The sequence below is a fragment of the Pseudopedobacter sp. genome, from assembly GCF_040392825.1.
Taxonomy (GTDB): domain Bacteria; phylum Bacteroidota; class Bacteroidia; order Sphingobacteriales; family Sphingobacteriaceae; genus Pseudopedobacter.
Genome location: NZ_JBEBVH010000153.1, coordinates 1 through 9,490, shown reverse-complemented (window position 1 = coordinate 9,490; position 9,490 = coordinate 1). Strand labels below are relative to the sequence as shown.

General features: G+C 33.8%; 6 protein-coding genes. 2 read left to right on the top strand and 4 right to left on the bottom strand.

Annotated features, from left to right (window positions below; genetic code table 11):
• Positions 1 to 53: 53 nt before the first annotated feature.
• From ABWO41_RS11580 to ABWO41_RS11565, 4 genes are all read right to left on the bottom strand, one after another.
• Positions 54 to 677: a porin family protein gene (locus ABWO41_RS11580; RefSeq protein WP_353137865.1), complete on the bottom strand. Its 624-nt coding sequence runs from the start codon at positions 675 to 677 to the stop codon at positions 54 to 56.
• A gap of 108 nt (positions 678 to 785) precedes the next feature.
• A complete protein-coding gene (locus tag ABWO41_RS11575; protein ID WP_353137863.1) occupies positions 786 to 2,909 on the bottom strand; it encodes an OmpA family protein in 2,124 nt (707 codons plus the stop codon).
• A 9-nt stretch (positions 2,910 to 2,918) separates the two neighbouring features.
• On the bottom strand, positions 2,919 to 3,857 hold the full coding sequence (locus ABWO41_RS11570; RefSeq protein ID WP_353137861.1) for a PorP/SprF family type IX secretion system membrane protein: 939 nt from the start codon (positions 3,855 to 3,857) through the stop codon (positions 2,919 to 2,921).
• A 2-nt stretch (positions 3,858 to 3,859) separates the two neighbouring features.
• A complete protein-coding gene (locus tag ABWO41_RS11565; RefSeq protein WP_353137859.1) occupies positions 3,860 to 6,154 on the bottom strand; it encodes a T9SS type B sorting domain-containing protein in 2,295 nt (764 codons plus the stop codon).
• Between the two features lie 475 nt (positions 6,155 to 6,629).
• On the opposite strand from ABWO41_RS11565, the gene ABWO41_RS11560 reads away from it, so the two are divergent.
• Entirely contained in the window at positions 6,630 to 7,211 is a 582-nt protein-coding gene (locus ABWO41_RS11560) for a TolC family protein (RefSeq protein WP_353137857.1), read from the top strand.
• Positions 7,211 to 9,370, top strand: coding sequence for an exopolysaccharide transport family protein (locus ABWO41_RS11555; RefSeq protein ID WP_353137855.1), 2,160 nt, complete (start codon positions 7,211 to 7,213; stop codon positions 9,368 to 9,370). The genes ABWO41_RS11560 and ABWO41_RS11555 overlap by 1 nt, the downstream gene beginning before the upstream one ends.
• Positions 9,371 to 9,490: the final 120 nt, after the last annotated feature.

Genomic DNA, 9,490 nt, shown 5'->3' with positions numbered 1-9,490 from the left:
TAACACTCATATTTATTTATTACAAGCTTAATAAGACTTCAAAAGAAAATTAATTAAAAGCTATAACCTAAAGACAGAAAGAATTGTTTATGATTAATTTTTATATCATCAGCTCTTTTGTCTTTAGGTATTGCATTTGTAAATCCAAAACCATATCCGCCGTTAAAGAGAAGCCCTCCGTTTAAATGGTAACCTAACATAAAATTTAAACCCAAATCTATCGGGCTTACATCATCATCTGTACCTGTACCAAATTTCAAATCTTTTTCCGTATTTCCCTGTTCCAATGTCCCACTTATTCCAATCCCCATATAAGGTCCTGCGCCAATAAAAAGTCTTCCTGATCTTGTAGGAAAATAGGCTATTCCGTTTAAAGGGACTTCTAAATAAGACAAACTTGTTTCCCCTTTCTCAGGGCTATCATTAATTGTAATATCGTACTTGTATCCTTTACCAAGGTAAGTTATACCTGGCTGGAAAGAGAACATACCATCTATAGGAATGTCGGCAAATCCTGTTACATGAAATGTAGTTAAACTGGACGGAGAAGTAGAAAGACCTGCGTTTTTAAAAGTCGCATTTGCGAAGTTTACTCCCGCTTTCAAACCATACTTTACCTGTGCTTTAAGGCTTAAAACTGTTAAACATAAAAGCGCAATTGTAAGTAGCTTTTTCATAGGCTCTTTTTTGTTAAAACATACATCAAAATAGAAGCCAGATTTACAATCAAACAAAAAAAGCAGCAAGTTTGTAAACTTGCTGCTTTCCAACTCAGAATTTGTCTATCAGAGTTTTTCGTTACAATCTAACTGAGATAGATTAACTCCGTTTATTATCGCCTCAAATTCGGTCCTTCTATTCACTTGCTGTTCTTCTTCAGAACACGGTACACCGTCGTAACAACGGTTGGTTAAACGGGTCTTTCCATAATACTCTACTCTAATTCTGCTGGCAGCTACACCTCTTGATACCAAATAAGCCTTTGCCGAATTACCTCTTCTTATAGAAAGCAGTCGGTTATAATCATTTGATGCCCTGCTGTCGCAATGGCTTGAAGTAATAATACTTACTTCCGGATGACTTAACATGATTAAAGCAATCTTATCTAAAGCAGGTCTGGCATCGGGTCTTATTTCTGCCCTATCCAAATCGTAATAAATATTGTCAAAATTGAATACGCTTTTTAAAGAATCGCAATTATTAATTACCCATTGCTGGTTGTTTTCCGTTTTGAATAAATTAATATTCAGTACAATGGTAGAATCTTTATTAATTCCGACAGAAGTTGTAAAAACCTGCTGACTAACATATCCTAATTTTTGTGCTGTTAGCTCATAATCAGTTTCTTTGGCTAATTCTTTTTCAAACTCTCCTCTCGGTCCTACTCTTAAAGTATCTATACCATCCAATGTTCTTAATAAAATTCTGGAACCAGGTAATGCAATACCTAACCTGCCATCTTTTACGACACCTTTTAATAAAATTTTATGAGTGCTTCTTTTAAAAGAATAAATATCATCATTGCCAGATCTGTTTGAACTAAAGAACCCCTGTTTTCCTTCGGAATCTTTTATTAAAGCAAAGTCATCTTCCGGAGAGTTTATAGGCATTCCCATGTTTTTGGGTTGCCCCAGAGGTTTCATATCTTTCATTTTTATCTCAAAAACATCAAGACCTCCTAAACCTGCATAACCGGTGGAAGAAAAATAAAGCGTATTTTCTTTATCTATAAACGGGAACATCTCGTCACCTTCTGTATTTATTCCTTTTCCCAGATTAATTGGTCTTATCCATTGGCCATTTCCAGATTTAACTGAATAGTATAAATCTGTTCCTCCGTATCCGCCAGGCATATCTGAAGCAAAAATCAAAATGTTCCCATCTTTACTTAAAGCCGGATGTCCAACTGAATACTCGTTATTATTATAAGGAAACTCTTTTATACTACTAAAATCCGAATTGGCTGTATACATTTTCAATCTGTTTACTCCTTCTTTACTCTGATTTTTAGAACCTTTATAAAAATTATTTCTGGTAAAAATTATGCTTCCGTCAGGAAAAACAGCTACAGAACCTTCATGATATTTACTGTTGACTTTACCTTTTAAACGTTCTGCTTTTAATGCATTTGAAGTTCCAAAAAGCAGTAAACTGTCTCTTTCCAATGAAGGTTGATAAATAGCTAATACTTTACTGTCGTTACTCGTTTGTTCTGTATCATCGTCATTAAACTTGTAAGGTTTGTTTCCTTTAGCGGTTAAATTTGTTAAAATACTATCTGCATTCAGGTGCTTAATATCACTTATTTTCTCTATACGATAAAGATCAGAAAACGGAGTATTGTCCCATGCAAAAACCCGCTTGGTAGCATTAGAAGTTACTCTATTGCTGGAAAACAATAAACCTTCCTTATAATATATAGGAGCATAATCTGAACTAAGGGTATTGATATTTGTAAAAGCAATATTCCAGGCTCCTCTGTTTTCTTCAAAAGACTTTAAATTTGCATTTACAAAAGAAGATGCCCTTTTTTCATTCGGTACAGATTTCAGATAATCTCTATAAACAGAAACAGATTTTTCGTATTGCTGCTTATTAGCCAATGCTTCCGCATAATATAGCTTCCATTCAGGTTTTACATTACTTCGTTTCGCTAATTTTGTGTAAGCATCTAACGTAGCATCATAGTTCTTAACCATTTTATAACTATAGGCAAGCATTTCCAATAACTCGGTATTAGAAGTGTCTTTATCTGCCAAAGGCTTCAGTAACTTAATAGCTTGAATATAACTTAATGAATTAAAAGCTTCTTTGGCCCTTTTTATATCACGCTCTTTCGGCTTATCTGCAGCAGATAAAACGTTCATATTTAAGGTTAAAATAATTATCGATAGTATTCTGTATTTCATTATAAACGCTTAAAAGTATCTAGGTGATATAAACTTATCTTTCTTAAATCCGAATTCGTACCTCAACATAATCTCATGGCTTCCAGAATTGTATTTTCTCAATTCTGTAGTGCTGTAATCATAGGCATATCCCAGTCTGATCTGAGGTGTGGCCTGAAATTCTAACATTCCTGCTAAATCTGCACTTGTTCTATACTGGGCACCTACAGCAATTATATCCCTAATCCATAATGTGGCATTGATATCCCCTTCTATCGGAGCTCCTTTCACGGCTTTAACCAAAAAAGAAGGTTTTAACTTAAAATCCTGATCTAAAGGAATGACTACTCCAGACGATAAGAAAAGATGGACTTCTTCTCTGTTTCCTAAATTCATTCCCGGAGATTCATAACTTGTAAACTTATTTTTCAATAGATCCATTGCAGAAAATCCGATATAAAATTTATCAGTATTATAATACAATCCCGCTCCTACGTCAAACAATACCTTATCTATATTATTTGCAAATGCTGGATCTATTGTAGTCCCACTTTGATCTAAGTTAACAGATGTATAGTCTGCTCTATATTGTCTTATTCCTCCCTGCATTCCAAAAGAAAGTGTTGCTTTATCCATTCTGAGACGATAAGCATAGCTCAAAGACGCTCCGTTATTTTTAATAATTCCGGCTTTGTCCGAATATGCCTGAAAGCCAACACCCATTCTTTTATTACTAAGCGGAGCATCTATTGAAAAAGTAGCTGTTTCCGGAGCTCCTGCAATACCAACCCATTGGTTTCTGTATAAAGCAGTTGCAGAAGTTACATTTCTACTACCTGCGTAGGCTGGATTTATAGCTAAAGTATTAAACATGTACTGCGAATACATAGCATCCTGTTGTGCATTCGCTTGCTGAGAAATAACAGCGAATAGAAAACTAGCTATGATGTATATTTGATATCTTCTCATTATTATCTGCTAATAGTTATAAATCCAACTTTTTTATCCCCTTCTATATTCACTATATAGTAATATGTGCCACCAGGAACATCCTCCCCGAAATAAATTCCCTGATTACATCTTCCATCCCAATCGTTTTGGTAGTTCTTAGATTTATAAATGATGTTACCCCAACGGTTATAAATTTCCAGAAGAACATCTTTTCCTGAAGTATTTTGAATTACAAACCTGTCATTTATTCCATCATTGTTTGGTGAAAAACCCTCCGGAATAAAAACACTTCCTTTTTCAAGCGTTACAGGTGTCTTTTGGTTTGGTGAGAAATCTCCTATGACAATAGGATCCGGAGTAAGCCCATCTGTCGATTCGTCGTTTACAATAGAACCGTCACCCTGAGAAATGCCTGTTACATACGCAAAATTATTATATGTTCCTCTTGGCTTGCTTAAGGCAACCACTACTTCTATATCTATATATTCTTTTGATAATGGTAGTAACATACTCGAAGTATTCAGCAATTCCTTATCAGATCGACCATTGTAAGCTAAATTTGGAACTAAGTTAGCTCCATTAGATCTTATTGATTTTACAGAAAAATCAGCATCAGGGAATACAGATAACAAATCATCGGTTAAACTTAAATTTGCAATTGCAATCTGTCCGGCATTAACTAATGTGAATCTATAAGACAAAATAAAACTGCCATCTATTTGTTTATTTACATCAATTAGTGCTTTAGCCAATCCAATTTTCGCCGGAGTCAGATTACTCGGTAAAACGTTTATAGTTACGTTTATTGGATCTGATTCCAATCCGTCCGGAGTTCTTAATTTATAAGTGAAGCTGTCCGAACCAACGAAGTTATTATTGGGTGTATAAGTTACAATATTAGTTACGGGGTCTATAGAAATAATTCCGTTTACAGGATTTGTATTTGGAATAACGGTAGTTCCGCTTTTAGAAGCATCGTTATCTTTAACATTTACAGCAAGCGGTGTATTTAAAGGTGTTGTATAAGTATCTGGCGAGCCTACAGGTTTTACGTGAACTGTAACTGTTATTGGATTAGAAATGGTATTATTAGCTACGTCCTGTAGTCTGTATGTAAAAACATCTATACCGCTAAATCCCGGATTTGGAGTATAATTGAACCATAAATCGCTATTTAATACTACATTTCCATTAGCTGGTTTAGTGTTCTCTATTACTATTGTATTTTGATTAATAGGTAAGTGTTCTTCGTTTGTTTTTACAAAAATATCAACAGCTGCATTTGTCGAGGTATGTGCAATATCGGATATTCCAATTGGTTTGTCTTCCAGTAATTCTATTTTTAAGTTTCTAATTTCATGAATATTAACATTATTACCAGTAGAAGATGATATTCCATAACCTAATTGCTCTGGTGCCGATTCCTGATAGTGATATTTATCTATTACCTTATATGTTTTTGGAATGGTTCCCCCTACCTGGATATCTACACTTACATTATAACCTCCGCCAGGATTGGGATCCAGTATAATGATAGCCTTTCTGTATCCTACATTAGAAAGATTAGGTTGGCGGCTATTGTTATTACCACCAATTAACTGAAATGGTTCTGCTAAAGTATTCGTACGCTTATAAGCTAGCAAAGGATAATTATTTGGTACAGTAGCATTTCCGTTTCCTTTCCCTCTTATTGCAACCGAATTTGGCTCGCTTTGATAAACATGTGTTCCATTTAACATGGGTTGTCTACCTTCATAAGTTCTGGCAAAATAACCAAATTCGTCTAAGCCTACGCCTAAATATCCACCCGTTACTCCGTCTAAATGCACCGGTCCAGTAGGTAAATCGTCCTTTTTATACTGTGCATAACCTAAAGATCCGCCAAAACCTCCAATTTTAAAATTTGGAAGTACACTGGCATCAAATAGAAAAAAGCAAATTCCGTCTGCACCTCTGGGAGCTAATGTGCCCGGAGGACTGTAGGTATTGTATTCAAACTCTATCCTTAGTCCATTTGTAGATGGGATACGAATTGTTTCATTATATATATATCCTTTTTGATAGGTCAAGTTATTTGTTAATCTTAAATATCCATCTCCATTAGCATCAGGTATAGGCATGGTATTCCAGGAACCTGAGCTGTTATTAGCCGTTAAAAAAGCATATCCTTCTGTAGCGGGATTATCACCTCCGCCAAATTTTATACCTGGAGCAGTTGAATTTTTAAATGTCTCTTCATATGGAAACTGCGAAAAAACATTAACAGATGAGAAGGTTACAATAAAAAATAAAAGGAACCGTAAAACTTTGAACATATCTTTATCTATAATACAAATGCGTTAATACCAAAAATGAAGCCATTCCAAAAATGAATGAAAACTATTGTCTATACCAGATTTTAGCAAAGAACAATAAGGTAAACTTTTCCCCAACAAAGCACAAAACTCCACATTTTAACCCATATAGTAGGTATATACAATATCAATAGGAATTGTCCAAAATTAAACTTTTTATACGCAATCATTGTATTTATATCATTCATATGTATTTAAAACAATGTTTGAAACAACTTCAGCGCTGTATATAATCTTTAAGCTATTATAAAGGAAAAAAGGGAACAATATTCGCATATTTTGAGACCTAAATATGATATATTTGGATTCTTATAGAAAGAAAATGATTTTTATAGATAGACTTTTTTTACAGATTATACTTATACCTTTTCTTATTTCTGCACCCGCTTTGCTTAAAGCACAAGAAAATATTCTTAGCGATTTTTCTTACTTATATATGGAAAAGTTAATAGCAGTTGCGAAAGAAAACTACCCAAGAAATAAGATTTTCGAAAATAGGGTCACTATGGCCAATAATAATTTAAGCATTGCTAAAGCTTCCTGGCTAGACCCCTTATCGTTTAATTATGTAAACAGGACTAACATTTATAATATAGATGGAGTAAACTCCAGTATTTTAAGTGGTTATTTTTTAAATATAAACTTTTCGCCCGCATCTATTTTGGTAAAAAAACCGTATCAGGTAAAAAACGCCCGCTCTGAAGTAATTGTTGCCAATGCGGAAAGAGACGAATATGCCTTACAATTGGAAGCCGAGGTAAAAAGGCGTTATACAGTTTATGTTCAAAATTTACAGACACTTAAATTGGTTAATCAACGGGTTATAGATGCAGAATCTACGTTTACCAACATGAAAGCGAAATACGAAAGAAGTGAGATATCTTTTAAAGAGTTTAATGATGTGTCTACGTTTGTAACATCGGTTAAAGAATCAAAGGTTTCTGCCGAAGCCAACCTGTTAACATCAAAATTTCAATTAGAAGAATTACTTACCGTAAAACTCGAAGACATTAAATAATGGAAGAATTAGCGATTTTTTCTAGACTTATCAAAAAACATAAATACACCTTAATTATCATTCCGATAGTTACGATAATCATTACATTCTTTTTGGTAAGGAATCTTCCCGATTCATATATTTCTCAGGCTCAGATATCTACAGGCATTGTTGATGAAACTCAACAGACCACATTTCTAACAAACAGCGATAGTCAGAAAGCGAATCAGGTTTCTCAGGAATTTAGCAATTTGATAGAAATCATGAAAATGAAAAAGATAATAGATCAGGTATCTTATCTTCTAATCATACATGATTTAACCGAAAAAAAGCCTTTCAGAGAGCTGAGCAGTTCTATCAGCAAATTATCAGCTAAAGAACGAAACACTATTACAGAGATATATAAAGCAAAATACGGAAAAACAGAGGGATTAAATTTATGGGACAAACAACAAATTGAATTATACGATTTGTTAAGGTCCATGAATTATGATGCAGATGCGCTAAAAGGAAAACTAAGAGTATACAGGCAAGGTGATAGTGATTTTATTAATATAGAATTTGATTCTGAAAGTCCGGAACTATCAGCTTTTGTTGTAAACAATCTGAGCCAGGAATTCATAAGTTATTATACACAACTTGTTAAGGCTAACCAGAAAAACGCAACCACTTTCTTAGGAAAACTTGTACAAGAGAAAAAGGAGACTATGGATAAGAAGATAGATTCTCTAAGAAATTATAAAATCATAAATAGAGTATTAAACCTTCAGGAACAATCCAGCCAGTTGTATGCCCAGATATTAGTTTATACAGACAGAATACAACAGGTAAAAGAAGGTATTGCTTCTAAATCGGGAGCTTTGAATGAAATTGACAGAAAATTTTCACCAAAAGAGCGCTCTTATCTCGAATCTACTTTAACAAGAGTAAATCAAGGAATTATAGGTACAAAACAAGATTTAAAAGCCCTTCACGATTTATATATCGAAAGTGGATTTGACCCTAAATATCAGGAATCAATAGATTCTTTGAAATCTATATTAAGCGGACAAATAAATCGGTATACGGATCAATACATTTACAACCCGTTGGTTAGCAAACAAGACCTGATTCAACAAAAGCTAAATCTTGATATTCAATTAGATATGTCGCGCTATAGCCTGGGACTTATAGAGAGACAACTTGACTATTTAAATGAACAATTTGATAAGTTAGTTCCTCATGAAGCTGTAGTCCAATCAATGGAGAGAGACGTTGATGTTAGCAGTCGTGAATATTTAGATATACTCCAAAAATATAATCAGAGCAGTATGGAGTATGGCCTATCAATTAAATTAAAACTGGTCCAAACAGCAATGCCCGGTTTAGCACAACCGTCAAAGAAGATGTTGCTTGTTATTTTAAGTGGTATTATAAGTTTTGTTTTTTGTGTCTTTGTAATATTTATTCTCTATTATATCGACAATTCAGTGAAATCTCCAAAGATACTTGCTAATAAAACGGAAAGTGAGGTATTGGGATATGTGAATGCATTAAACAATTCCGTTATCGACTTGAAAGATATATGGAGCAAAAGTAATCTGAGTTCAGATGAAGCCGAATTTAAAAACCATATCAGGTCTATTAGATTTGAGCTTGATAAAGAAATAAAAGATAAAACTGTTGTCATCACCAGCGTAAATAAAAATGAGGGGAAAACTTTACTGGCGTTAAACCTGGCCTTTGCCTGGAATATGACTAATAAAAAGGTTTTATTGATAGATAGTAACTTTAGCAACGGCGATATTACCAACAAAATTCAACCTGCGGCCTATCTCGAAGATTATTTGACGGGAAAAGTGGGAAACGAAGTTTTTAGCGTACAACCTCTGGAAGTTTTAGGTAATTATGGAAAGGATACTTCCCTATTGGAAATTACAACAGAAAATCAAATAAAAGAGAGAATAGCAATGTTGAAAGATATATTTGACATTATTATCATAGAAACTGTTGAATTAACCAAACTGAATCAAGCTACAGAATGGCTATTGTTTTCTGACAATGTAATAGCTGTATTTGAAGCCGACAGAAATATTTCTGAAGCTAAGAAACATTATACAGATTATTTGAATGGACTTGGCTCTCAGTTTAAAGGCTGGGTTCTTAATAAATTGCCTAAAGAATATATTTCCAAAGTTTAGTTTCTTAAAATTTCGAAAATGCCTTTTTTGACAACGATATGGGATATTATTCAGATAATTATTGGTTACAATTTGTTATTACCCCTAGTGCTGATTTTAATATGGTGCATATTTAAGCGA

Bases quoted from the DNA above. Each gene is read 5' to 3' on its own strand.
- ABWO41_RS11580 (WP_353137865.1), bottom strand. From the start codon at position 677: ATGAAAAAGCTACTTACAATTGCGCTTTTATGTTTAACAGTTTTAAGC.
- ABWO41_RS11575 (WP_353137863.1), bottom strand. From the start codon at position 2,909: ATGAAATACAGAATACTATCGATAATTATTTTAACCTTAAATATGAAC.
- ABWO41_RS11570 (WP_353137861.1), bottom strand. From the start codon at position 3,857: ATGAGAAGATATCAAATATACATCATAGCTAGTTTTCTATTCGCTGTT.
- ABWO41_RS11565 (WP_353137859.1), bottom strand. From the start codon at position 6,154: ATGTTCAAAGTTTTACGGTTCCTTTTATTTTTTATTGTAACCTTCTCA.
- ABWO41_RS11560 (WP_353137857.1), top strand. From the start codon at position 6,630: ATGGAAAAGTTAATAGCAGTTGCGAAAGAAAACTACCCAAGAAATAAG.
- ABWO41_RS11555 (WP_353137855.1), top strand. From the start codon at position 7,211: ATGGAAGAATTAGCGATTTTTTCTAGACTTATCAAAAAACATAAATAC.